This window comes from Brevundimonas sp. DS20, assembly GCF_001310255.1.
Taxonomy (GTDB): Bacteria; Pseudomonadota; Alphaproteobacteria; order Caulobacterales; family Caulobacteraceae; genus Brevundimonas; species Brevundimonas aurantiaca.
Map to the genome: position 1 here is coordinate 1,475,041 of NZ_CP012897.1, position 21,599 is coordinate 1,496,639.

20 protein-coding genes are annotated in these 21,599 nt (G+C 68.0%); 14 read left to right on the top strand and 6 right to left on the bottom strand.

What is annotated here, in order from left to right:
- Positions 1 to 14: 14 nt before the first annotated feature.
- A complete protein-coding gene (locus JL11_RS07020; RefSeq protein WP_054765029.1) occupies positions 15 to 1,124 on the top strand; it encodes a pectinesterase family protein in 1,110 nt (369 codons plus the stop codon).
- Here the strand turns inward: JL11_RS07020 and JL11_RS07025 are convergent.
- From JL11_RS07025 to JL11_RS07040, 4 genes are read right to left on the bottom strand one after another with little or no spacing between them, the layout of a single operon-like run.
- Entirely contained in the window at positions 1,099 to 2,031 is a 933-nt protein-coding gene (locus tag JL11_RS07025) for a beta-xylosidase (RefSeq protein ID WP_054765030.1), read from the bottom strand. The genes JL11_RS07020 and JL11_RS07025 overlap by 26 nt on opposite strands.
- Positions 2,028 to 2,819: a TIGR04290 family methyltransferase gene (locus JL11_RS07030; RefSeq protein ID WP_054765031.1), complete on the bottom strand. Its 792-nt coding sequence runs from the start codon at positions 2,817 to 2,819 to the stop codon at positions 2,028 to 2,030. The genes JL11_RS07025 and JL11_RS07030 overlap by 4 nt, the downstream gene beginning before the upstream one ends.
- On the bottom strand, positions 2,812 to 3,399 hold the full coding sequence (locus JL11_RS07035) for a histidine phosphatase family protein (RefSeq protein ID WP_227976070.1): 588 nt from the start codon (positions 3,397 to 3,399) through the stop codon (positions 2,812 to 2,814). Before JL11_RS07035 ends, JL11_RS07030 begins: the two co-directional genes overlap by 8 nt.
- Positions 3,396 to 4,511 (bottom strand): inositol-3-phosphate synthase, encoded by a 1,116-nt coding sequence (locus tag JL11_RS07040; RefSeq protein ID WP_054765033.1) that lies wholly within the window; start codon positions 4,509 to 4,511, stop codon positions 3,396 to 3,398. The genes JL11_RS07035 and JL11_RS07040 overlap by 4 nt, the downstream gene beginning before the upstream one ends.
- A gap of 265 nt (positions 4,512 to 4,776) precedes the next feature.
- Here JL11_RS07040 and JL11_RS07045 point away from each other — a divergent pair, with 265 nt between their 5' ends.
- The 10 genes from JL11_RS07045 to JL11_RS07090 all read left to right on the top strand — a co-directional run bounded on the left by JL11_RS07045 (position 4,777) and on the right by JL11_RS07090 (position 15,126).
- Complete coding sequence (locus JL11_RS07045; RefSeq protein ID WP_054765034.1) at positions 4,777 to 5,046, top strand: hypothetical protein; 270 nt, start codon at positions 4,777 to 4,779, stop codon at positions 5,044 to 5,046.
- 13 nt (positions 5,047 to 5,059) lie between these two features.
- The gene (locus JL11_RS07050; protein WP_054765035.1) at positions 5,060 to 6,172 is read left to right on the top strand and encodes an NAD-dependent epimerase/dehydratase family protein; all 1,113 of its coding nucleotides are present in this window, start codon (positions 5,060 to 5,062) and stop codon (positions 6,170 to 6,172) included.
- Positions 6,169 to 7,212, top strand: coding sequence for an SDR family NAD(P)-dependent oxidoreductase (locus JL11_RS07055; RefSeq protein WP_054765036.1), 1,044 nt, complete (start codon positions 6,169 to 6,171; stop codon positions 7,210 to 7,212). The genes JL11_RS07050 and JL11_RS07055 overlap by 4 nt, the downstream gene beginning before the upstream one ends.
- Positions 7,213 to 7,395: 183 nt before the next feature.
- The gene (locus tag JL11_RS07060) at positions 7,396 to 8,316 is read left to right on the top strand and encodes a glycosyltransferase family 4 protein (protein WP_197273353.1); all 921 of its coding nucleotides are present in this window, start codon (positions 7,396 to 7,398) and stop codon (positions 8,314 to 8,316) included.
- On the top strand, positions 8,313 to 9,449 hold the full coding sequence (locus JL11_RS07065; RefSeq protein WP_054765037.1) for a CgeB family protein: 1,137 nt from the start codon (positions 8,313 to 8,315) through the stop codon (positions 9,447 to 9,449). Before JL11_RS07060 ends, JL11_RS07065 begins: the two co-directional genes overlap by 4 nt.
- Positions 9,446 to 10,537, top strand: a complete 1,092-nt coding sequence (locus tag JL11_RS07070; protein WP_054765038.1) for a CgeB family protein — start codon at positions 9,446 to 9,448, stop codon at positions 10,535 to 10,537. The genes JL11_RS07065 and JL11_RS07070 overlap by 4 nt, the downstream gene beginning before the upstream one ends.
- Entirely contained in the window at positions 10,534 to 12,609 is a 2,076-nt protein-coding gene (locus tag JL11_RS17905; protein ID WP_231681424.1) for a bifunctional glycosyltransferase/UDP-glucuronate decarboxylase, read from the top strand. Before JL11_RS07070 ends, JL11_RS17905 begins: the two co-directional genes overlap by 4 nt.
- A 19-nt stretch (positions 12,610 to 12,628) precedes the next feature.
- Positions 12,629 to 13,135, top strand: a complete 507-nt coding sequence (locus JL11_RS07080; RefSeq protein ID WP_054766862.1) for a DUF1003 domain-containing protein — start codon at positions 12,629 to 12,631, stop codon at positions 13,133 to 13,135.
- Positions 13,136 to 13,216: 81 nt separating this feature from the next.
- The gene (locus JL11_RS07085) at positions 13,217 to 14,104 is read left to right on the top strand and encodes an MDR/zinc-dependent alcohol dehydrogenase-like family protein (protein WP_197273354.1); all 888 of its coding nucleotides are present in this window, start codon (positions 13,217 to 13,219) and stop codon (positions 14,102 to 14,104) included.
- A complete protein-coding gene (locus JL11_RS07090; protein WP_054765039.1) occupies positions 14,101 to 15,126 on the top strand; it encodes a Gfo/Idh/MocA family protein in 1,026 nt (341 codons plus the stop codon). Before JL11_RS07085 ends, JL11_RS07090 begins: the two co-directional genes overlap by 4 nt.
- A gap of 7 nt (positions 15,127 to 15,133) precedes the next feature.
- On the opposite strand, the gene JL11_RS07095 is transcribed toward JL11_RS07090, so the two are convergent.
- On the bottom strand, positions 15,134 to 16,543 hold the full coding sequence (locus tag JL11_RS07095) for an SLC13 family permease (protein ID WP_054765040.1): 1,410 nt from the start codon (positions 16,541 to 16,543) through the stop codon (positions 15,134 to 15,136).
- Between the two features lie 88 nt (positions 16,544 to 16,631).
- Between JL11_RS07095 and JL11_RS07100 the strand changes: the two genes are divergently transcribed.
- Positions 16,632 to 17,486 (top strand): hypothetical protein, encoded by an 855-nt coding sequence (locus JL11_RS07100; protein WP_054765041.1) that lies wholly within the window; start codon positions 16,632 to 16,634, stop codon positions 17,484 to 17,486.
- Positions 17,487 to 17,498: 12 nt separating this feature from the next.
- Here JL11_RS07100 and JL11_RS07105 read toward each other — a convergent pair whose 3' ends face one another.
- Positions 17,499 to 17,948, bottom strand: coding sequence for a MarR family winged helix-turn-helix transcriptional regulator (locus JL11_RS07105; protein ID WP_054765042.1), 450 nt, complete (start codon positions 17,946 to 17,948; stop codon positions 17,499 to 17,501).
- A 112-nt stretch (positions 17,949 to 18,060) separates the two neighbouring features.
- On the opposite strand from JL11_RS07105, the gene JL11_RS07110 reads away from it, so the two are divergent.
- Both JL11_RS07110 and ngg read left to right on the top strand, forming a co-directional pair.
- Positions 18,061 to 19,836: an N-acetylglutaminylglutamine amidotransferase gene (locus JL11_RS07110; RefSeq protein WP_054765043.1), complete on the top strand. Its 1,776-nt coding sequence runs from the start codon at positions 18,061 to 18,063 to the stop codon at positions 19,834 to 19,836.
- A complete protein-coding gene (gene ngg / locus JL11_RS07115) occupies positions 19,826 to 21,595 on the top strand; it encodes an N-acetylglutaminylglutamine synthetase (protein ID WP_054765044.1) in 1,770 nt (589 codons plus the stop codon). Before JL11_RS07110 ends, ngg begins: the two co-directional genes overlap by 11 nt.
- The last annotated feature ends 4 nt before the right edge of the window (positions 21,596 to 21,599 follow it).

Here is a 21,599-nt window from a genome sequence, read left to right on the forward strand (position 1 = left end):
CATTCGGAGACGCCATGAACCCGCTGCTTCATCGTCGTTCTGTCCTGGCCGCCGGCGCCGCCTTGCCGCTCGCGACGGTCAGTCCGCCCGCCTGGTCGAGGGCGCGGGCCTATGATGCGGTGGTCGCCAAACCCGCCTCGGGGCGGACCTTCGCCGCCCCGGCCTATTCCAGCCTGTCGGCCGCCATCGCCGCCGCCCCGGCGAACGGGACGCGGCCGTTCCGCATCCTGATCACGCGCGGGATCTGGACCGAACAGGTGGTGGTGGACAAGCCCTTCGTCCATCTGATCGGTGAAGACCGCAGCGGTTCAGTGATCAACCATCTGGCCGCCTCCGGTCTGGCGGCGCCGGACGGGCGGCCCTGGGGCACCTTCCGCACCGCGACTCTGTTCGTCCGCGCCCCGGATTTTCACGCCGAGACCCTGACGATCAACAACGCCTTCGACGGCCTGGCGGAGATGACCAAGTCGAACGGCCTGCATTCTCACAACGGCGCCGGTCCTCAGGCGGTCGCCCTGATGATGGACAAGGGTTCCGACCGGGCGGTGGTGCGCGCCTGCGACATCCTCAGCTACCAGGACACCCTGTTCCCCGATGCGGGATCGACCCTGTTCGACCGTTGTCTGATCACCGGCAGCTATGACTTCATCTTCGGCGGCGGGCGCGCCTGGTTCGAAGGCTGCGAAATCCGATCGCGCACACGTCCGGCCGATCCGATCGAGGGTTACGTCACCGCGCCCAGCACCCCGATCGATCAGCCGTTCGGCTTCGTCTTCAAAGACTGCCGGTTGACCAAGGACGCCGATGTTCGTCCGGGCTCCGTCTTCTTGGGCCGACCCTGGCGGCCGTCCAGCGCCTTTCCCGATGGGCGATACGGCGATCCCCGTTACGTCGGCGCGGCCGCCTTTGTGGACTGCTGGATGGACGACCACATCGCCCGGGAGGGCTGGACGGAGATGTGGTACACGGGGCGCGACGGCAATCCGCGCACCATGCTTCAGCCGGAGGAGGCGCGATTCGCGACCTTCGGCTCGACCGGACCGGGCGCCGCCGACTTTGGGCGGGGGCGCCGCCTGTCTGCAGACGAGGCGGGGCGCATCACGCGATCAGCCGTGCTGGGCTGATCGCCGCATCCTGAGGTCCGGCCGGCGCATAGCGGGCGGTCATCTCGGCGCAGAAGTCTGCGAACTCTTCGGCGACCTGCGGCGGGCTGGTGTGGTGGGGCTCCAGGCCGCGATGCTCGGGCGTGAAGCAGAAGGTCACGGTCACGTCGAAGTCGGCTAAGGTCTCCATCTGCCGGTCGAACCAATCCAGGGCGCCGTCGCGATAACGGTCCGCCCAGGACAGGCCGGTGCGCAGCCGACGCACGCCAAGGTCCTTCAGCCATCGGACCGCATCGTCCAGCCTGTGATCCTGGAAGTGAAACCACTGGCAGACCCCCATGTCGGCCGCATAGGGCCGGAAGGCCTCCAGCGCCGGCTTGGGCGAGCCGTCCTCGCGCAACAGGCCCATGTGGAAGTGCCGGTAGTAGGACGATCCCTCAGCCTCCCGATGCCGTGTCGTGGCCTCCCAGGTGCGGGGCAGGTTGTACAGGCTGTACCAGTGGATGCGGGGCGCCTTGCCGATCAGCAGTTCGGCGGTCTTTTTCACACCCCAGGCCTGAACCTCTTCGGAGCCGAAGGCGGAGACCCCGACCTCCGTCACCCAGACCGGCTTGTCGGCGACCGCCTTGATCTCGTCAATTCGCGCGGGCCATTCGTCGATGGGCCACAGGTTCCAGTCCAGGGGAAAACCATGGACGGCGACCACGTCGATCGCCTCCATCACCCCCATCTCCTCCAGTCGCCGAACGAAGGAAGGGTCGATGGGGGACATCCCGCCCAGGACGCGGGTCACCGTGGAGTTCTCCGCCCGGACAGCGGCCCCGGCCAGCCGCGTCATCTCGGCGAAACGCGCCCATTCGGGGTCCAGCAGGGGGTCCCAGTGGGACTTGTTGTTCGGTTCGTTCCAGATCTTGACGGCCTCGATCATCGGCGCGGCTCCTTGGTCTTGTCATGGCCGTTGAGGGGCGAGCGGGCGGGATAGACGGCGCCGGCCTCGGTCGGTCGTTCTGTGCGGCGACACAGGAAGACTTCCTCCTCCGGTCGATCCAGCACCTGGAACCCCGCGCTACGCAGCATGGCCGCGCTGGCCGAGGCGTTGGGCGCCCACCAGTTGGTCCAGTCCCCGGCGTAGCGGTGCTCGATGAAGTGCAGCTTCGGATAGTCGGGCCGGTCGAAATGCGCAGTCTGGCTGAAGTCGTAGTCGATTTCGGGTTCAAAGATTTCATTCGCGCCGCGTTGCATCGACTGGAACAGAAGCAGGTCGTCGGCCACGTGCTCGTGGATCAGGTCCAGCGCCAGCAGCGGGTGGCGCAGGTGGTAGAGGACGCCCATGAAGATGACGAGGTCGAACCGTTCGCCGAGTTTGGCCAGGTCGTAGACCGACAGTTTGCGGAACTCGATATCCGCGTCTTCGACCTCGGCGGCGAGCCGCGCCTGGTCCAGATAGCGGTCGTCGAAATCGACGCCCAGCACCCGGTTCGCCCCCCGCCGCTTCATCTCCAGCGAGTAGAAGCCGGCGTTGCAGCCGATATCGAGCACGCTGCGCCCGCTCAGATCATCGGGGATCACATGGGCGAAGCGGGCGAACTTGTTGGCGGGATAGTCGTGGAGGAAGTGATCCGGCGCGGTGCGAACCCCCTTCAGCTCCATATTGTGAAACCAGGGGCCGAGTTCGGCCACCCGAGCGCGAACCTGCGCGGCGCTGAGTTCAGCCATGAGGAACCTCATTCAGGCGAAGAAGGGACAGGTGTTCCGGCGTCGCCGAGACGGTGGTGATCGACCCCGGCGCGATCTCGAACCGATCGTGGTGTCGCAGCGAAAGCCCCAGAGTCAGGGCGACGACCGACTTGATCACGTCGGCGTGGCTGACCGCCGCCACGGCTCCGGCGTCGGCGGCCGCCATCGTCTCCAGCCAGCGGGACAGGCGGCCTTGGACCTCCAGCATCGACTCGCCGTTCGGCGCCCGGCCTTGGTCGCGGGCGGCGTTCCACCGGCGCCATTCGGGCAGGGCGTCCAGTTGGGCGAAATCCCGGCCGGTCCAGTCCCCGAAATCAATTTCGTTCAAGGCGGCTTCCTCTTCGAGCCGACCGGAGTGGGCGGCGGCTATCACGGCGGCGGTCTCTCGCGTCCGGTCCAGGGGGCTGGTCAGCACCCGATCAAGTCGGGGGAAGGCGCGCGCCAGAGCCTGAGCTTGACGTCTTCCTGTGTCGCTCAGACCCACGCCAGGGGTGCGTCCGCAAAGCCGTCGGGACACAAGATCGTGGGTTCCGTGTCGGATCAGGTGGATGATCGTCACGAGACCAGGCGAGCGGCGCGCGGGGCAGGGGCGGGCTCCTCGCCGCGGATGAAGCGCAGCGTCCGTTCGCGCGCCTCCTCGTCCGTGAACTGTTCCGGGGGGGATTTCATGAACCAGCTGGACGGCCCGATCAGAGGCCCTGACACGCCGCGATCCATCGCCACCTTGGCGCATCGGACGGCGTCGATGACGACGCCGGCGCTGTTGGGACTGTCCCAGACCTCCAGCTTGACCTCCATGCTGATCGGCACGTCGCCGAAGGTGGTGCCCTCCAGACGGATGTGCGCCCATTTGCGGTCGGTCAGCCACGGGACGAAATCACTGGGGCCGACATGGACGTCGTCGTCGGCCAGGGGCGTCTCGAATTGACTGGTGACCGCCTGGGTCTTGGAAATCTTCTTCGACGTCAGTCTTTCGCGCTCCAGCATGTTCTTGAAGTCGGAATTGCCGCCGAAGTTGAGCTGATAGGTGCGATCCACGCGCACGCCCCGCTCACGCATCAGATTGGCCAGAACCCGGTGAACGATGGTGGCGCCGACCTGGCTCTTGATGTCGTCGCCGACGAGCGGCAGTCCGGCGTCGCTGAACCGCTTCGCCCAGCCTGGGTCAGAGGCGATGAATACCGGAATGCAGTTGACGAAGGCGCAGCCGGCCCGCAGCGCCTGTTCGGCGTAATATTCGGTGGCCTTTTGCGATCCCACGGGCAGGTAGGAGACCAGCACCTGGGTTCCGCTGTCGCGTAAGGCCTGGGCCACATCGACGGGGGGAGCGGCGCTCTCTTCCAGGTCGTCGATCATGTATCGGCCGATCCCGTCCAACGTCGGTCCGCGCTGGACGGTGACGCCCGAGGGGCCGGGGGAGGCGAAGCGGAAGGTGTTGTTCGGCGGGGCGAAGACGGCGTCCGACAAGTCGCGGCCGACCTTGGCCGCATGGATGTCGAAGGCGCTGACCATTTCCATGTCTTCGATACGATAACCGCCGAGTTCGACGTTCATCAGCCCGGGCGGAGGGGCGTTGCTGGGGGCCGCCGCGTAATGGGCCAGGCCCTGCACGAAGGACGAAGCGCAGTTGCCCACGCCCACGACGCCGATCCGAACGGATTTTCGCTGCATTGGCTGGTCCCTTCGCCGTTCCGCGACCCGATCGGCCGCAGCAAGAGGAAGGATCTACAAAGCTCCCGGTTCCGTGAACTGGCCAAGTATCCGTCAGATCAAGGATCGAAGCGGACGATATATGTTCTTGTGTCGAATTTTGAACATTGAAAGAAAAGGCGGAAAGGGAAGTGCTAGCGCAATATGTTCAAAATTGAACGCTCCGAATATCGGAACAGATGGGTAGAAGAAGCTGTTGCTCGGGTGAACCTGCCGGAGCTGCACCATGTCCGAAGCGAACCGCCTGACTGATCATGACGACATCCGCGCCTGGGCCGAGGCCCGCGGCGCCAGGCCTTCTCGCGTGGCCAGCACGGCCGACGCCGACGGCGGCGGGGTGCTGAGGTTCGACTTCGGCGACAAGGAAGAGGCGCTGGAGGAGATCTCCTGGGACGACTTCTTCCGCATCTTCGAAGACAGCGACCTGGCCTTGCTTGCGCAGGACCATACGAGCGGCGGCGAAACGAGCCGCTTCTCCAAATTCGTGCAGCGCTGAGCCGGAGATCCCCATGGCGAACACTGTCCTGATCACCGGCGGCGCGGGCTTCGTCGGCCGTCATCTCGCCCGATCCTTGCTTGAACAGGGCCACAGGGTGAGGGCGCTGGACAGCCTGATCGAGCAGGTCCACCCCACCGGCGCGCGGCCCGACGAATTGGACCCCGAGGTCGAACTGGTGGTCGGCGACATTCGCGACGAGGACCGGGTCCGGGCGGCGCTTCAGGGGGTGGACAAGGTCGTTCACCTGGCGGCGGAGGTCGGCGTCGGCCAGAGCATGTATGCGATCGACCGCTACACCTCGGTCAATGATTACGGCACGGCGGTGCTGTTCCAGCAGTTGATCGACCAGCCGGTGCAGCGGGTGGTCGTCGCCTCCTCGATGAGCATCTACGGCGAGGGCCTGTACCGCACTGAAGACGGCGATTTGCGTCAGGAGGTGGTGCGCGGCGCCCGGAACCCGGACGGCTCATGGGACCCCACGGACGACCAGGGGCGTGCGCTGATCCCCGTGCCGACGCCAGAGACCAAGTCGCCGGCGCTGAAGAGCGTCTATGCGATCAACAAATTCGTTCAGGAACGGCTCACCCTGACCCTGACGGCCCAATACGGGATGGAAAGCTGCGCCCTGCGGCTCTGGAACATCTACGGGCCGGGGCAGGCCCTTTCCAATCCCTACACCGGCGTCCTGGCCATCTTCGCCTCCCGTATCGCCAACGGTCAGGCGCCGATGGTGTTCGAGGACGGCCTGCAGAGGCGCGACTTCGTGCATGTCTCGGATGTCGCGCGCGCCTTCCTTCTGGCGCTGGAGAAGCCGGAGGCGAACGGGGAGGTCTTCAACATCGGCTCTGGGGAGGACCGCACCGTCGAGGACGTGGCGCGGCTGCAGGCGGCCTCGATGGGGCGGCCCGATATCGAGCCACTGATCACCAACAAGGCCAGGGCGGGCGACATCCGCCACAATATTCCCGATCTGACGAAGGCCCGCGAGCAACTCGGCTATGAATCACGTCAGGACTTCGCGGCAGGTCTTGAGGAACTGGCCGAATGGGTGGCGCGTCAGGAAGCCCAGGACCGGGTCGATCAGGCGCGCGGCGAGCTGGAACGTCGGGGGCTGGTGGCATGAGCCGGGTCCTGATCACGGGCGGCGCCGGTTTCATCGGCTCCAACCTCGCCGACCGCCTGGCCGGCCAGGGGCATGAGATCGTGGTGCTGGACACCCTGGCGCGGCCGGGGGTGGAGGGAAACCTCAAATGGCTGCTGCTGCGCCACGGCGCACAGGTCCGGCACCTGGCGGCCGACGTGCGCCAGGCCGAGGCGGTCGAGACGGCGATCGCCCAGGCGGACGTGGTCTTTCACCTGGCCGCCCAGGTGGCGGTGACGACCAGTTTGGCTGATCCCCGCAACGACTTCGACGTCAATCTGGTCGGGACGCTGAACGTCCTGGAGGCGGCGCGCCGGCGACGCACTCCGGTCGTTTTCGCCAGCACGAACAAGGTCTACGGCGACCTGGGCGACATCGAGCTGGGCGTTCAGAACGAGGCCTGGCTGCCGACGGATGCGGCCCTGCGGACGCGGGGCGTGGACGAACGGCGGCCGCTGGACTTCCACACGCCCTACGGCTGCTCCAAAGGCGCGGCCGACCAGTATGTGCTGGACTATGCCCGCAGCTACGACGTGCCGACCTGCGTGCTGCGGATGAGCTGCATCTACGGTTCCCGTCAGATGGGTACGGAGGACCAGGGCTGGGTCGCCCATTTCCTGATCCGGGCGCTGGAAGGCGCCCCGATCACCCTTTACGGCGACGGCCGGCAGGTGCGCGATATTCTGGACGTGTCCGACGCGGTCGACGCCTATGTCGCGGCCTGGAAGCGGATCGAGGCCGTGTCGGGCCGCGCCTTCAACCTGGGCGGCGGGCCTGAGAACGCCGTCAGCCTGAGGGGATTGATCGCTCATATCGACCGACTGCTCGGTCGCGCGACCGAACTGCAGTTTGAGGACTGGCGGGCCGGGGATCAGCGCTACTTCGTCGCCGACGCCTCGGCGGCCCACCGCGCCCTGGGGCTGGGCGCGGTCAAGTCCTGGCGGCCGGGCGTGTCGGACCTGGCGGACTGGCTGCGGGCGGAACGGCGACTGGACGCCCGCATCGGCTCGGCGGCGGCATGAGTCTGGTCCCCCGTCACGTGCTGATGACCACCGACGCCGTGGGCGGCGTCTGGACCTATGCGCTGGATCTGGCGGAAGGCCTGTCGGCGCGCGGCGTCCGCATCACCCTAGCCGTGTCGGGCCCTGCGCCCCGTCCCGCCCAGCGACGAGCCGCCGAACAGATTGGGGGGCTCACGCTGGTCGATGCGGGGGGGGACGCTCGACTGGCTGGCGGACGGTCCCCGCCCGCTGGACCAGACGGCGCGGGCCCTGCGCGGTTTGGCGGCCCAGAACGGCGTGGATCTGGTGCACCTTAACAGCCCCGCCTTGCGGGGCGACGAGGACTGGGGCGCGCCCGTGGTCGGGGTTTGTCACTCCTGCGTGGCGACCTGGTGGGACGCGGTGCGTGGAACGGCCTTGCCGGAGGATTTCGCCTGGCGGACGGAGCGGCTCGCCCAGGGCTACCGGCGTTGTGACCGTCTGATCGCCCCCAGTTTCGCCTTCATGCAGACGACGGCGGCGCGCTACGGCGTCCTGCCCGCTACGGTTCGAAACGGCCGCCGTCCCATTGGAACCCGCCCGGTTCCCCGGCGCCGGCAGGTTCTGACCTCGGGCCGGCTGTGGGACGAGGGCAAGAATATTGCGACCCTCGAACGGGCCGCCCGACGGATGCGGGGCCGGGTCGAGGCCGCCGGTCCGCTTGAAGGACCGAACGGTCAGTCGGTTCATCTGGACCGGATCCAGCCCCTGGGCGCGCTGAGCCCCACCGACTTGCAGCAAAGGCTTCGACTGGCGTCAATCTTCTGCGCCCCGTCGCTTTACGAGCCCTTCGGCCTGGGCGTGCTGGAGGCGGCCCAGGCGGGATGCGCCCTGGTCTTGGCCGATATTCCGACCTTCCGCGAGCTTTGGGAGGGGGCGGCGCTGTTCGTCTCTCCGCAAGACGACGCCGCGCTGGCGGTCGTTCTGGATGAACTGCTGGAAGACGCCGACCGCGCGCGCCGCCTGGGACGGCTGGCGGCCGAGCGCGCCGAACAGTTCAGCCTCGAGGCCATGGTCGAGGGAACCCTGGCCGTCTATGCCGAGGCCTTGGCCCAGCGCGCCCCCTTCGGGGAGGCGGCGGCGTGAAGATCGTCTATTTCACCCATTCGCTGGAGTCGTGCTGGAACCACGGCAATGTGCATTTCCTGCGGGGGGTGCTGCGCGAACTGATCGCCCGCGGCCATCAGGTCGAGGCGTGGGAGCCGCACGACGCCTGGAGCCGCGCCAATCTGATCGCGGACCATGGCGAAGACGGACTGGCGCCCTATCGGCAAGCCTATCCCGAACTGGTCAGCCGCCGCTTCCATCCGCCCCTCGATGTGGATCGGGCGCTGGACGGGGCGGACCTGGTCATCGTGCATGAATGGAACGATCCGGCGCTGGTGGCGGCCGTCGGTCGCGCGCGGGGGCGGGGCCGCTTTACTCTGTTGTTTCACGACACCCACCACCGGGCCGTCAGCGAGCCGGAGGCCATGCAGGCTTTCGACCTGTCGGAATATGACGGAGTGCTCGCCTTCGGTGAGACCCTGGCGGCGGTGTACCGCCGATGGGGCTGGGGCGATCGCGTCTTCGTCTGGCATGAGGCGGCCGACGTCCGCCTGTTCCATCCTCCGCTTGAGCAGCAGGGCCGGGAAGGACTGGTCTGGGTCGGCAACTGGGGCGACGGGGAGCGGACTGCGGAGCTGGAGCGATTTCTGTTCGCCCCGGCGGCGGCGAGCGGCCTTGCCCTTGATCTCTACGGCGTCCGCTATCCCGAGGCGGCGCGGCGCCTGCTGGACCGCTACGACGTCCGCTATCACGGCTGGCTGGCCAATGCGGCCGCGCCGGGGGTGTTCGCACGGCGCCTGGCGACCGTTCACGTCCCGCGCCGTTTCTACGTCGAGACGCTTCCGGGCATTCCGACCATTCGCGTTTTCGAAGCCCTGGCCTGTGGAATCCCCCTGATCAGCGCGCCGTGGACGGACAGCGAGGGCCTGTTCGAGGTCGGTCGTGACTTCCTGATGGTGCGGTCCGGCAGCGAAATGGCCTCGGCGCTCCGGGCGGTCAAGTCGGACGCAGGCCTGCGCGCGGAACTGACCGACCACGGACTGGCTGCAATCCGCGCCCGCCACACCTGCGCACACCGGGTCGATGAACTGATGGCGGTGCTGGGGCGGCTCGGCGCGCCCGCCGCAGATCCCGTTCCAACCTTCCACCCCGTCATGGAGATTGCGGAATGAAGATCGCCTTTTACGGCTCCAGCCTGCTGTCGTCCTACTGGAACGGCGCGGCCACCTATTATCGCGGCCTGCTGGGCGCCTTGGCCGAACGCGGATGGGACATCCTGTTTCTGGAACCCGACGCCTTCGACCGGCAGCAGCATCGCGACATTGATGCGCCGGACTGGGCTGAGGTGGTGGTGTGGGACAACACCGTCGAAGGCTGCAAGACAGCCATGGCGCGCGCCGTGGAGGCCGACGTAGTGGTCAAGGCTTCCGGCGTCGGCGTGTTCGACGACGTCCTGCTGGGCGTGTTCGACCTGGCGCGCCCCGACGCCCTGACCGTCTACTGGGACGTGGACGCCCCCGCCACCCTGGCGGAGGTGAAGGCCGCGCCCGATCATCCGCTGCGGCGGGTCCTGCCGCAGATTGATCACGTCCTGACCTATGGCGGCGGCGCTCCGGTCGTGCAGGCGTTCCAAGCGCTCGGCGCCCGCGACTGCCGTCCGATCTATAATGCGCTCGATCCCGCCACCCATCATCCCGTCCAGCCGGACCCCGGCTTCTCCGCCGACCTCGCGCTCCTGGCCAATCGACTGCCGGATCGGGAACGCCGGATCGAGACCTTCTTTCTGGAGCCCGCCGCCGCCCTGCCGCAACGCCGGTTTCTGCTGGGCGGCAACGGCTGGGCCGACAAGGCCATGTCGGCGAACGTCCAGACCATCGGTCATGTGGGCACGGCCCAGCACAACGCCTTCAACTGTACGCCCCTGGCGGTGCTGAACGTCGCCCGCGACAGCATGGCCGAGGTCGGCTTCTCGCCCGCCACGCGGGTGTTCGAGGCCACCGGCGCCGGGGCCTGCCTGATCACCGACTATTGGGAAGGCGTCGAACAGTTTCTGAAGCCGGACGTCGAAGTGCTGGTGGCGCGCGACGGCCAGGACGTGGCGGCGCATCTGGCCGCCCTGACGCCGGAACGGGCGCAGGCCATCGGCCGGGCGGCGCGCGACCGCGTCCTGGCGGACCATACCTACGCCCAGCGGGCCGAGGCGGTGGACGCCCTGTTCCGCGAACGGCTCGCGGCGCGCCGCGAAAGGAGCGCGGCATGAAGCTGGTCGTGCTGGGGCTCAGCCTGTCGTCCGCCTGGGGCAATGGCCACGCCGTGACCTTCCGCGCCCTGCTGTCCGCCTTCGCGGACCGGGGACACGAGGTGGTGTTCCTGGAGCGGGAAACCCCTTGGTATGCGGCGCACCGCGATGTGTCGGACCCGCCCTATTGCCGCCTCGACTTCTATTCGGATCTGCAGGATCTGGAGCGTTTCGCCGACGAGGTGCGCAGCGCAGACGCCGTCCTGGTCGGCTCATATGTGCCCCAGGGGATCGAGGTCGGCCGGTGGGCGCGTCGCACGGCGACGGGCGTGGTCGCCTTCTACGACATCGACACCCCTGTGACCCTGGCCCGGCTGGCGCAAGACGACTGCGACTATCTGCGAGCCGACCAGATTGCGAACTACGACATCTATTTCTCCTTCACCGGCGGGGCGATGCTCGAGCGTCTGGAGCGCGACCACGGCGCGCCGGCGGCCCGCGCCCTCTATTGTTCGGCGGACCCCGAGGCCTATCGACCGCAAGCCGCCGCTCCGCGGTGGGATCTGTCCTACCTCGGCACCTACAGCCCGGATCGTCAGCCGACATTGGAGCGTCTGCTGCTGGAGCCGGCCCGGCGTATGCCGGATCGTCGCTTCGTGGTGGCGGGCCCTCAGTATCCCGACGACATCGACTGGCCCCAGAATGTCGAGCGGATCGACCATCTGCCCCCGGCCGACCATCCGGCCTTCTACGCCGCCAGCCGCTTCACCCTGAACGTCACTCGCGCGGACATGCGGGCGGCCGGGCACAGCCCCTCGATCCGGCTGTTCGAGGCCGGCTCTTGCGGCTGCCCGATCATTTCAGACGCCTGGCCTGGCATCGAGACGCTCTTCACCCCGGGCGAGGAGATCCTGCTGGCCGACGCCGCCGAGACGGTGATCGAGGCGCTGTCCGCGCCTGTGGATCAGGCTCGGGCGATGGGCGAGGCCGCGCGCCGTCGCATCCTGTCCGAACACACCCCCTCCCACCGCGCCCACACTCTGGAGCGTGAGTTGATCGCGGCTCCACGGGCCAAGACGAAGGACCGACCTATGAAGTCCATATCCGACACCCGCACCGTCCTGGTCGCCGGCGGCGCCGGTTTCCTCGGTTCGCACCTGTGCGACCGTTTGTTGGCGGAAGGTCGCCACGTCGTCTGCCTCGACAATCTGCAGACGGGCGACCTGGCGAACCTCAAGGACGCGATGAAACAGCCGCGGTTCGAGTTCGTGCGCCACGACATCGTCGACCCCCTGCCGGAGCGGATCGCCGCCCGTGGGTTCGACCGCATCTACGACCTGGCCTGCGCTGCTTCGCCGCCGCAGTATCAGCAGGATCCGGAGCATACGATGCTGACCTGCATCCTCGGGGTTCGTAACCTGCTGCAACTGGCCGAGAAGACCGGCGCGCGTCTGTTGCTGACCTCCACCAGCGAGGTCTACGGCGATCCGGAGGTCCATCCCCAGCCGGAAACCTATCGCGGCAACGTCAATCCGATCGGCCCGCGCGCCTGCTATGACGAGGGCAAGCGGGCGGCCGAGACCCTGGTCTTCGACTATGATCGGGCGGGGCGAGCCGAGGTTCGCGTGGCGCGGATCTTCAACACCTATGGGCCGCGCCTGTCGGCGGCCGACGGTCGGGTCGTCTCCAACCTGATCACCCAGGCCCTTTCGGACGCGCCGATCACCATCTATGGCGACGGCAGCCAGAGCCGGTCCTTCTGCTATGTGGACGACATGATCGGCGGCCTGATCGCCCTGATGGAGCATGAGGGACCGCAGCCGGGACCGATCAACCTCGGCAATCCGGTCGAGCTGACGGTGTCCGAACTGGTCGAGGTCATTCTTGATCTGACCGGCTCCGGCTCCGGAATCGTCCACCGACCGCTGCCCGCCGACGACCCGCGGCGTCGCCGTCCGGATATCGCCAAGGCCGATGCAGTCCTGGATTGGCGCCCGACCACCGCCTTGCTTGACGGTCTGCGCCGCACCATCAACTGGTTCGACGCCGATCGCCCGATTGTGGTCAGCGACCGTCCGGCCCTCAGCGCCTGAGGTGCGGGCCGACGGCGACATGGCGGAGGTTCTGCGGCGCAATATCGAGGCCATGCGTGCGCAGCGAAAAGAGGCGGCCGAGGCGGCGCCATGGCCGGAACGGCTCGCCCAGCGCATCACCGGATTCGCGGGGAGCATGGGGTTCGTGCTGCTGCACCTGCTGATTTTCGGCGGCTGGATCCTCTGGAACCTGTTGGCTCCGGAGCCGTGGCGTTTCGACGAGACCCTGGTCGTCCTGGCCATGGCCGCCTCCGTGGAGGCCATCTTCCTGTCGACCTTCGTCCTGATCAGCCAGAACCGGATGGCGGCGGCGGAGCACGGGCGGGCGGAGTTGGATCTGCAGATCAATCTGCTGGCCGAACACGAAATCACCCGGCTGATTGATCTGGTCGGTCGCCTCGCCGCGCACGCGGGACTTTCGGAGACGGACCCAGACCTGGACGAGCTGCGCCGCGACGTCGCGCCGGACGCCGTTCTCGATCAGATCACGCGATCAAATGAGGAAGACGATGACAGAGGTTCTTGACCAGACGCACACCATGCGCGCGGCGGTCGTCACAGGCCCCGGTCAACTGGAGGTGCAGCGCGTGCCCAGGCTGAACCCGGCGTGGGTCAGGTCCGGATCAGGCTGGAGGGCTGCGGCGTCTGCGCCTCCAATCTGACGCCTTGGGCGGGGCCGGACTGGATGACCTTTCCAACGCCGCCCGGCGGGCTGGGCCACGAAGGGTGGGGCGTCGTGGATGCGGTCGGCGAGGGCGTATCGCGTGTCGCGGTCGGCGACCGGGTCGCGGCCCTGTCCCAGAGCAGTTTCGCCGAATATGACGTCGCCGATCAGGCGGCGGTGGTGCCCCTGCCGTCCGAACTGGACGGCCTGCCGTTTGCGGGCGAACCCCTGGGCTGCGCCATGAACATCTTTCGGCGCAGCGGGATCTCGCCCGGTCAGACCGTCGCCATCGTCGGAATTGGTTTTCTGGGGGCGATCCTGACACGGTTGGCGACTGATGCGGGCGCCCGCGTCATCGCCCTTTCCCGGCGGCCCTATTCTCTGGACGTCGCCCGTCGCATGGGGGCGGTCGAAACCCTGGCGCTGGACGACCACTACGCCTTGATCGCCAGGGTCTCCGAACTGACGGAGGGGCGGTTCTGCGATGTGGTGATCGAGGCGGTCGGCAAGGCCTGGCCGCTGGACCTGGCGGCCGAACTGACCCGTGAACGCGGTCGGCTGGTCATCGCCGGCTATCACCAGGACGGCCCGCGGCAGATCAACATGCAGCTGTGGAACTGGCGCGGCCTGGATGTCGTCAACGCCCATGAGCGCGACCCCGCCGTCTATGCTGAAGGGGTGCGCGAGGCCGTGGAGGCCGTGCGCTCAGGGCAGTTGGACCTCAACGACCTGATCACCCACGCCTATCCGCTGGAACAGTTGGCCCAGGCGCTGGACGCCACCCGCGACCGACCGGACGGCTTCCTGAAGGCGGTGGTGAGGATGCGATGACCGATCTGCTTCTGCAACGCGGCGCGTCGTCTGAACTGCGTCGCCCGCGCGTGGGATTCCTGGGCGTGGGCTGGATCGGGCGGCATCGGATGGCGGCCATGCTGGACGCCGGCCGGATCGAGGCGGTCGCCGTCGCCGAGCCCGACCCGGACATGGCGCGCGAGGCCCTGGTTCTCGCCCCTGACGCGACGGTCTGCGCCGACCTCGACGATCTGCTGGCCCAGGATCTGGACGGTCTGGTGATCGCCACACCCAGCGCGCTTCACGCCGATCAGGCGCAACGGGCCCTGGACGCCGGCGTCGCCGTCTTCTGCCAGAAGCCGCTGGGCCGGAACGCGCAGGAGACCGAGGCCGCCATAGCCGCCGCCCGCCGCGCGAACCGGCTGCTGGCGGTGGACCTCAGCTACAGGTTCACCGCAGCCGTTCAGGCTCTGAAGACGCAGCTGGAGTTGGGGGCCATGGGCCGTGTTCATGCGGTCGATCTGACCTTCCATAACGCCTATGGACCGGACAAGCCCTGGTTCTACGACGCGGCTCTCTCTGGCGGCGGATGCGTCATGGATCTAGGCGTCCATCTGGTCGATCTGTGTCTGTGGCTGCTGGATGACGCGGTGGCGGGGGTCGAGGCGCATCTGCGGCGACAGGGTCGTCCCCTGGCTGGTCGCAAGGAGGCGGAAGACTACGCCGTCGCGACCCTGATCCTGAAATCCGGCGCGGTTGTCCGCCTGGCCTGTTCATGGCGGCTGCCTGCGGGCCAGGACGCGGTGATCGAAGCGGCCTTCTACGGCGAGAAGGGCGGGGCGGCCCTGCGCAATCTCGGCGGCTCCTTCTATGATTTCGAGGCCACGGCGTTTGAAGGCGTGACGCGGCGCGTTCTGGCGTCGCCGCCGGACGACTGGGGCGGCCGCGCCGCTCAGGCCTGGGCTCAGGCCCTTGCGGAAGGGAAGCGATACGACCCTGGGGTCGAGCGGCTGGTGGAGGTGGCCCGGACCCTGGACCGGATCTACGCCGCCGCAGCCTGAGGCTTGATCAGAACGGAAAGACGATCGGGATCGCCACCATGGCCGCGACCCAGGTCGCCAGGTTCAACGGAAGCCCCACGCGAACGAAGTCCATGTAGCTGTAGCCGCCCATGTTGAAGACCAGCACATTGGTCTGATAGCCGAAGGGGGTGGCGAAGGCGGCTGAGGCGGCCATCATGACCCCGACCAAAAAGGGCCGGGGATCGACGCCCAGGCTCTCCGCCAGGGCGACGGCGATGGGGGTGATCAGCACGGCGACGGTCGCATTGGACAGAAGCTCCGTCGCAAACAGGGTGACGCCATAGAGCACGACCAGGGCGCCGAACGGCCCCATGGGGCGGATGACGTCGATCAGTCGCTCGGCGCCGGCTGCGGCGAGGCCGGTCACCTCAATGGCGGTTCCGACCACCACCATGCCGGCGATCAGCAGCAGGATTTCCGGCCTCAGACCGGCGTAGGCTTCCTCCGGCGTGATGACCCGAAGCAGGATCAGCGCCACGGCCCCGGCGAAGGCCGAGGCGGCGATCGGCGCCCAGCCCAGGGCCGCTGAGGCGATCACCAGGACGAAGACCGCCAGGGACATCATGGCCGGGCGCAGCCGGAAGGGGCGGTCCGCCGCCTCATACAGGGTGACGTCGCCCAGATGGGCGTCCCCCGACCCGTCCGCCTGATTGCGGGATTCGCCCAGGCGCGGCAGGCCGAAGGGGATGATGCGCTTGCGCCGCTTCGCCGCCTCGGCCTCGGCGCGCCGTCGCGCCGCCTCCATCTCGGCCAGCCGCGCGGCCTGGGCCTCGTCCTGGGCGACGGAACGACCCAGCTGTCGCGCCCCGAAGAAGTAGAGCCACAGGCCGCCGACGATCGCGATGAACAGACCCACCGGCGTGATCTCGAACAGGCCGAAGACCGGCTGGCCGGCGTTGCGCGCCATGTCGTTGACCAACAGGTTCGTCGAGGTGCCGATCAAGGTCAGAAGCCCGCCCATGACGGTGACGTGGCTCAGCGGCATCAGAAAACGTTTGGGCGACAGCTTCAGCGACTGGGCCACGTCGCGGATCACCGGCGCGGCCAAGACGACCACCGGGGTGTTGTTCAAAAAGCCCCCCACCGCGCCGCACAGGCCGATGACGATCCAGATCCCCTGGGCTCCGACGCGGGCCGCCAGACCGGTCGCCTGCCGGATCAGCAGGCCCAGCAGGCCCGACAATTCGATGGCGTAGGCGATCACGAACAGGCCGGCCAGGGCGATGACGGCCGGACTGGCGAAGGCGCTCTGCACCTCGACCGGCCGCACGACGCCCAGCAAAAGCAGGACGGCCGCGCCGCTCAGGGCGACGACGTCGGCGCGCAGCTTGCCGTGGATCAGGACGCCGACCACGCCGATCAGCACCGCCAGGGCAACCATCTGGTCGAAAGTCATAGGGTGTGCAGACCGTTCTCCGCGCCCTTCGTCAACCTTTTTCGCAGGGCCGCCCCAAAAGCGACCGACCTTATGCTAGGCTTGGTTCATGCTCGAACCGATCGCGTCGCCTCGCCCGTCGGTCGTCGCGCTCGCGGCGTCTGTCCTCCTCCTTGGTCCCGTCCTGGTGGGCTGCCAGCGCGAGGAGCCGGCGCCTGAAGCCGCTCCGCCTCAGACCCAGGCCCAGACCCAGGCCCCGGTCGTTTCGGTCGCGCCTGCGCCGACCCTGGACCGGGCGAGCTTGCTGCAGGCCATGGACGTGGCCGCTTCGGCCTATGCGGCGGGCCGCGATCCCGGCGGCGCCGATCTGGTCGGTCGGCGCTTTTCGGTGCGACAGGTCTTCGGCTGTACGGGGCCCACTCCACCGCCCGCCGGGGACGCTGTGTCCGGCGGCGGCCTGGCCCGCTGGACCTGGGGGGACCGGCGTCGCACCCTCAAGTTGACGCTGGCTCCAGGAGACTGGACCGATTCAGCCTTGATCGCCGGGGGCGCCGACAGCTGGGAGGCTGTCGAGGGCTTTTGGGTGAGCCGTCCTTGGCTCAGGACCGAACGGTGTCCCGGCGTCCAGGGCGATCCCCTGGCCGGCGGCCCCGTTGCCCCGTCTCCCCAGACCGTGGGCCTGGCGGCGGTCTTCGACCAGGACGGTCCGCGCACCGGCCGCCGCAACGGTCGCGCCTACGAATATGTCGTAAGGGGCGAAGGGGACCAGCCGCCCCCGGCGCCGTCCGGCGGCTACCGGCTGGTGCTGGAAGGGCGAATGGCCGCCTTCGCCGACGGCCGCGCCATCCGCTGCCGCGCCGCCGGCCCCGATCAGCGGCCGGTCTGTATCGGCGCAGTTCGCCTGGACCGCGTGGCCTTTGAGGATGCGAGCGGCAGGCTGCTCAGCGAGTGGCGCGGCGGCTGACGGCGGTTGTCCTCAGCCCCTTTCGCCGTCTTCTGAAAACGCAGGCGGGCGCGGCTGCATCATAGTCGCCAGCCGATCCACAGCCGTCGCCATCGCCGCCCTGTCGTCCGCCGACAATCGGCCGAAACCTGAAATGAAGCCGTCGCCGAACAGGCCGGGCGAGGAGGCGAGGGCGTCCCGCCCGGCCTCTGTCAGCCGGACATGGACGATCCGACGGTCAATCGTTGAGCGGTAACGCACGGCCATCCCCTTGGCTTCCAGCTTGTCCAACACGGCGACCACCGTGGGCGGCGACATGGAGACGTCGCGGGATATGGCGCTGGTGCTGACCTCGCCCAGGTCGCGGATCGACTGCAGCACCAGAAGTTGGGGCAGGGTCAGGCCCGTCAGGCGCGCGACTTCCCGCGATCGGACGTCAATCGCCTGGGCGATTCGCCGGACGGAGCGCACCAGAGACGTCATGGGCTCTGTCGGCTCCTCTCGAAACGGCGCCGCTGAAAAATCACGCATAGGGTTGAACTCTTTCGTACACGAACCATTTGTACCCGCTGCATCCACAATTCAAGGAGGCCCCATGTGCGGTCTTAGCGGCGAGATCAATTTCGACGGACGCCCGGCCGACGCCGGCGCCGTTCAACGCATGACGGATGCGCTCTCGCCCCGCGGACCGGACGGGTCCGGCATCGTAATGCGCGGCCCGGTGGGGCTGGGCCACCGTCGCCTGAAGATCATCGACCTGTCGGAGGCGGCGCAGCAGCCCATGGTGGACGCCGACCTGGGCGTGACCCTGGCCTTCAACGGCTGCATCTACAACTATCCGGAACTGCGCGAAGAGCTGCAGGGGCTGGGCTTCCGCTTCTTCTCGCACGGCGACACCGAGGTCATCATCAAGGCCTGGAAGGCCTGGGGCGAGGCCTGCGTCGAACGGTTCAAGGGCATGTTCGCCTTCGTCCTGCACGAGCGGGACACGGGCCGAACCGTGATCGCCCGCGACCGGTTCGGCATCAAACCGCTGTATCTGGCCGAGAGCGGCAAGCGGCTGAGGTTCGCCTCGACCCTGCCGGCCCTGCTGGCGGCGGGGGATGTGGACAAGACCATCGATCCGGTCGGCCTGCACCACTATATGACCTTCCATGCGGTCGTTCCGCCGCCCCACACCATACTGAAGGGGGTGAAGAAGTTTCCCCCGGCGACCATCCGGGTGATCGAGGCGGACGGCACGGCCAAGGACCGGCTGTACTGGCGGCCCGACATGACCCGCCACGCCGAGGACGCGGCCCTGACCGCCGAGGACTGGCGCGACCGGGTGCTGGACAGTCTGCGCGAGGCGGTGAAGCGTCGCATGGTCGCGGACGTGCCGGTGGGCGTGCTGCTGTCGGGCGGGGTGGACTCCAGCCTGATCGTCGGCCTGCTGGCCGAGCTGGGCCAGAAGGATCTGCTGACCTTCTCGGTCGGCTTCGAAGAGGCCAATGGCGAGAAGGGCGACGAGTTCGTCTATTCCGACCTGATCGCCAAACACTATGGGACCAAACACCACCAGATCTTCGTGCCGCACCAGCGGCTGATGGAGGCCCTGCCGGGGACGATCGGGGCCATGTCGGAGCCGATGGTCAGTTACGACAATGTCGGCTTCTATCTGCTGAGCCAGGAAGTCTCTAAACATATCAAGGTGGTGCAGTCGGGCCAGGGGGCGGACGAGGTCTTCGCCGGCTATCACTGGTACCCGCCGATGATGGAGGCGACCGACCCGGTCGAGACCTACGCCAAGGCCTTTTTCGACCGCAGCCATGCGACGCTGAAGACCCAGTTGAACGGCGCCTATATGGCCGACACCGACGTCAGTCGCGCCCTGGTCGAGGCCCATTTCGCCCAACCGGGCGCCGATACGCCGGTCGACCAGGCCCTGCGCCTGGACAGCCAGGTGATGCTGGTGGACGATCCGGTGAAGCGGGTCGACAACATGACCATGGCCTGGGGGCTGGAGGCGCGGGTGCCCTTCCTCGACCACGAGCTGGTCGAACTGGCCGGCCGGATTCCGCCTGAGCACAAGCTGGCCCAGGGCGGCAAGGGGGTGCTGAAGGAGGCGGCGCGCCTGGTCATCCCGTCCGAGGTGATCGACCGCAAGAAGGGCTACTTCCCCGTTCCCGCGCTGAAATACATCCAGGGTCCGTATCTGGAGATGGTGCGCGAGGCCCTGACCAATCAGGCCGCCCGCGACCGGGGTCTGTTCGACAGGGGGTATCTGGACACCCTGTTCGCCGATCCGACCCAGCACATCACGCCGCTTCGCGGGTCCGAACTGTGGCAGGTCGCCGTGCTCGAGATGTGGATGCAACAGCATGGCGTCTGACGTTCGACCCGAACGGTCCAAGGCGCACCGGCTGAAGCGGCTGCGTCACGAAGGGCTGAAGCCACCCGTGCAGTCCGGAGACGGACCGAGGCCGGACGCCGTGCTGGACTGCGGCTGGGGCCGGCTGCTGTTCGCCCAGACCTTCGAGACGGCCGAGCCCCTGGTCGAGGCCCTGCGCGCCGAGGGGCCGGACCGGCGCGACATCGCCTTCTACGTCCGCAATCCGCATGTCCTGCTGGCCCAGGCGCCGCAGGAGCTGTTCCTGGACCCGTCGCACACCTATCGGCTGGAACTGGCCACCTATCGCGCCGGTCGTCGCCAGCCGAGAGGCTTCACCGTGCGCCGTCTGACGTCGGAGGCGGACGCCCAGGCGGTCAACGACATCTACGCCAAGCGCAGGATGGTGCCGGTCCCGCCCGACTTCTTCTGGTCCCGTCGCGACGACCGGACGATCACCTATTTCGTCGCCGAAGATGCGACGACGAGCGCCGTCATCGGCACGGTGACGGGGGTCAATCACGCGCGCGCCTTCGACGATCCCGAATGCGGTTCGTCGCTCTGGTGTCTGGCGGTCGATCCCCAGGCGACCCAGCCGGGCGTCGGCGAGGCCCTGGTCCGGCGGCTGGCCGAGCATTTTAAGACCCAGGGTTTGGCCTACATGGACCTGTCGGTCATGCACGACAACGACCAGGCCATCGCCCTGTACGAAAAGCTGGGTTTTCGCCGCGTCTCCTTCTTCGGGGTCAAGCGCAAGAACCCGATCAACGAGGCCCTGTTCGTCGGTCCGACCGACGACCACGACCTGAACCCCTATGCCCGGATCATCGTCAATGAGGCGCGGCGGCGCGGCATCCATACAGAGATCATCGACGCCGAGGGCGGGCTGTTTCGCCTGAACTGGGGCGGGCGGTCGGTGCGGTGCCGCGAGAGCCTGTCGGAGCTGACCTCGGCCGTGGCGCTCAGCATCTGTGACGACAAGCGGATGACGCGACGCATCGTCGAGGCGGCCGGGGTGCGCGTGCCCGAGCGGATCGATCCCGACGATCCCTCCGCCATCGACGCGGCCCTGGAGCGGTTCGGCGCCCTGGTGGTCAAGCCGGCGCGGGGCGAACAGGGGCAGGGCGTCGCCGTGGGTCTGACGACCATGAAGGCCGTCCAGTCGGCCCTGGTCCGCGCGCGCCGCATCTGTTCCGAGGTGCTGATCGAGGAACAGGTCCAGGGCGAGGATCTGCGTCTGGTGGTGATCGACTACAAGGTCGTGGCCTGCGCCCTGCGTCGCCCGCCCCGCGTCATCGGCGACGGGCGCACCCCGCTTCGGGCTCTGATCGAGCATCAGAGCCGCCGCCGCGCCGCCGCGACCGGCGGAGAATCGACCATACCGATTGACGAAGAGACCGAACGCACCCTGGGCGAGGCCGGCTATGGCCTGGACGACGTCGCGCCCGAGGGCGTCGAGGTTCTGGTGCGCAAGGCGGCCAATCTGCACCTGGGCGGCACCATTCACGATGTTACGGAGGAGGTGCACCCGACTCTGATCCGCGCCGCCGTCGCCGCCGCCCGCGCCATCGACATTCCGGTCACCGGCATAGACCTGATGGTGAAGTCGCCACGCGAGCCCGACTACGCCTTCATCGAGGCCAACGAACGCCCCGGTCTGGCCAATCACGAACCCCAGCCGACGGCCGAGCGTTTCATCGACCTGTTGTTCCCCCTGTCCGCCCCGACCTCGGCGCGCGCCGTGGTTCGCGCCGACGTCTGAAGGA

Excerpts from the sequence above, each read along its gene's own strand:
- JL11_RS07070 (WP_054765038.1), top strand. The coding sequence starts at position 9,446 with ATGAAGATCGCCTTTTACGGCTCCAGCCTGCTGTCGTCCTACTGGAAC.
- JL11_RS07045 (WP_054765034.1), top strand. The coding sequence starts at position 4,777 with ATGTCCGAAGCGAACCGCCTGACTGATCATGACGACATCCGCGCCTGG.
- JL11_RS07090 (WP_054765039.1), top strand. The coding sequence starts at position 14,101 with ATGACCGATCTGCTTCTGCAACGCGGCGCGTCGTCTGAACTGCGTCGC.
- JL11_RS07060 (WP_197273353.1), top strand. The coding sequence starts at position 7,396 with ATGCGGGGGGGGACGCTCGACTGGCTGGCGGACGGTCCCCGCCCGCTG.
- JL11_RS07080 (WP_054766862.1), top strand. The coding sequence starts at position 12,629 with ATGGCGGAGGTTCTGCGGCGCAATATCGAGGCCATGCGTGCGCAGCGA.
- JL11_RS07095 (WP_054765040.1), bottom strand. The coding sequence starts at position 16,543 with ATGACTTTCGACCAGATGGTTGCCCTGGCGGTGCTGATCGGCGTGGTC.
- JL11_RS07040 (WP_054765033.1), bottom strand. The coding sequence starts at position 4,511 with ATGCAGCGAAAATCCGTTCGGATCGGCGTCGTGGGCGTGGGCAACTGC.
- JL11_RS07105 (WP_054765042.1), bottom strand. The coding sequence starts at position 17,948 with ATGACGTCTCTGGTGCGCTCCGTCCGGCGAATCGCCCAGGCGATTGAC.
- JL11_RS07050 (WP_054765035.1), top strand. The coding sequence starts at position 5,060 with ATGGCGAACACTGTCCTGATCACCGGCGGCGCGGGCTTCGTCGGCCGT.
- ngg (WP_054765044.1), top strand. The coding sequence starts at position 19,826 with ATGGCGTCTGACGTTCGACCCGAACGGTCCAAGGCGCACCGGCTGAAG.
- JL11_RS07030 (WP_054765031.1), bottom strand. The coding sequence starts at position 2,819 with ATGGCTGAACTCAGCGCCGCGCAGGTTCGCGCTCGGGTGGCCGAACTC.
- JL11_RS07025 (WP_054765030.1), bottom strand. The coding sequence starts at position 2,031 with ATGATCGAGGCCGTCAAGATCTGGAACGAACCGAACAACAAGTCCCAC.
- JL11_RS07110 (WP_054765043.1), top strand. The coding sequence starts at position 18,061 with ATGTGCGGTCTTAGCGGCGAGATCAATTTCGACGGACGCCCGGCCGAC.
- JL11_RS07100 (WP_054765041.1), top strand. The coding sequence starts at position 16,632 with ATGCTCGAACCGATCGCGTCGCCTCGCCCGTCGGTCGTCGCGCTCGCG.
- JL11_RS07055 (WP_054765036.1), top strand. The coding sequence starts at position 6,169 with ATGAGCCGGGTCCTGATCACGGGCGGCGCCGGTTTCATCGGCTCCAAC.
- JL11_RS07020 (WP_054765029.1), top strand. The coding sequence starts at position 15 with ATGAACCCGCTGCTTCATCGTCGTTCTGTCCTGGCCGCCGGCGCCGCC.
- JL11_RS17905 (WP_231681424.1), top strand. The coding sequence starts at position 10,534 with ATGAAGCTGGTCGTGCTGGGGCTCAGCCTGTCGTCCGCCTGGGGCAAT.